A 1,587-nucleotide genomic window follows, 5' to 3' on the forward strand; every position below is an offset into this window, starting at 1 on the left:
ATCGCGCAAACGCCCGCGTCCGCGTAGTCTTGCGCCAAATCGGTCGCTTTTACGCGGCTTAGCTCCGCCCAGCCCTCGGTCGCTACGAGCCCCTCTTTTGCGTCTATGCCCACGACGATGCGGTAAAGCTTCGCCATCCCCCTTACGAAATCCGGGTTTTTAAGCGCCGCCGAACCTAGGATAAATCTATCGACGCCTAAGCTCAAATACTGCTTTATGCGCGCTTCGTCGCGGATGCCGCCGCCCACTTCTACGCGCAGGCGCGTGCTTTTTACGATCCGCTCGATCGCTTTGAAATTTACCGCCTCGCCCGCAAACGCGCCGTCGAGATCAACCAGATGCAGCCATTTAGCGCCGAGATCTTCAAATTTTTTGGCTAGCTCGCAGGGGTCTTTGGAATAAATTTTTGCGCTTTGCATCTCGCCCTTGCTAAGGCGCACGGCGCATCCTTGTTTCAGATCGATCGCAGGGAAAATCTCCATCACAGCTCCGTAAAATTTTTAATGATTTTTATGCCAGCATCGTGGCTTTTTTCGGGATGCGGCTGAAAGGCGAATACGTTTTCGCGCCAGATCGCGCTTGCAAACTCATAGCCGTAAAACGTGGTCGCAAGCGTGATCTCGCGCGCGCAAAGGACGTGGTAGGAGTGCACGAAATACAGATACTCAAACTCGCCTAGGCCCGCATTTATCGGCGAGCGCTTGATAAAATGCGCGCTGTTCCAGCCGACGTGCGGGATCTTTAGACTTTCGGCGCAAGTGGAATTTTGCCCGCAGCGCTCGCTAGGCTCTGCCCCGTCTGGATTAAATTCCGCCCCGCCCGATCTAAATTTAATATCCTCGGACCCAGATTCCGCCCCCCGAATATTAAATTTCGTTTTGTCAAATTTCACGACGCGACCGGGCAAAATTTCAAGCCCGCTGCGCGCGCCAAATTCCTCGCTTTGCTCGAACAGAAGCTGCATCCCTAGGCAGATGCCTAAAAAATATCTGCCGCTCGCGACGAATTCTTTAATCGCGGCGTCCATACCGCTTGCGCGAAGCCTATCCATCGCCTCGCCGAATGCGCCCACGCCTGGAAGTAGAGCCTTATCGCAGCTCAAAAGCTCCTCGGGGCTGCGCGCGAGGCAAAATTTAGCGCCGCAAAAGCTAAGCGCGTTCATCACGCTTTGGATATTGCCCGCGCCGTAATCCACGATACCGATCAAGCCGTGCCCTTCATATCATTCAATCGGTGCGAAAACTCGGGCACGATACGCTTTAGCTTATCCGCGACCTGCGCGTCCTCGCACTCCGAAAGCTCCTCGATCTGCGAGCTTAGCTCCTGCAAGTCGTATTTTGCAGAGTGGGTTACAAAGATGGATTGATACTTCGTGCTCTTGTCGTTTTCGTCGATCAAAAGCTCCTCGTAAAGCTTCTCGCCGGGACGCAGACCTACAAATTTAATGCCAAGCTCCTCCTTGCCGGCAAGCTGCAGCATTCGCTTGGCAAGATCGGCAATCTTTACGGGCTCGCCCATATCCAGCACGAAAAGCTCGCCGCCCTGCGCGATGGAGGCCGCTTGAAGCACCAGCTGGCACGCCTCGCT

Annotated in this window: 3 protein-coding genes; all 3 read right to left on the reverse strand. The window is 54.7% G+C overall.

The genetic code is table 11. The features are described 5' to 3' along the window. The coding region (locus tag Q0256_RS01125) for a HisA/HisF-related TIM barrel protein (RefSeq protein ID WP_297959251.1) at nucleotides 1-482 on the reverse strand (482 nt) is incomplete at its 3' end. Then, nucleotides 482-1,207 (reverse strand): imidazole glycerol phosphate synthase subunit HisH, encoded by a 726-nt coding sequence (hisH, locus tag Q0256_RS01130; protein WP_297959253.1) that lies wholly within the window; start codon nucleotides 1,205-1,207, stop codon nucleotides 482-484. The genes hisH and Q0256_RS01125, both read right to left, overlap by 1 nt. Then, a partial coding sequence (locus tag Q0256_RS01135) for a polysaccharide biosynthesis protein (protein WP_297959254.1) occupies nucleotides 1,204-1,587 on the reverse strand: 384 nt, incomplete at its 5' end. The genes Q0256_RS01135 and hisH, both read right to left, overlap by 4 nt.

It is taken from the genome of uncultured Campylobacter sp. (assembly GCF_937949835.1).
Taxonomy (GTDB): domain Bacteria; phylum Campylobacterota; class Campylobacteria; order Campylobacterales; family Campylobacteraceae; genus Campylobacter_B.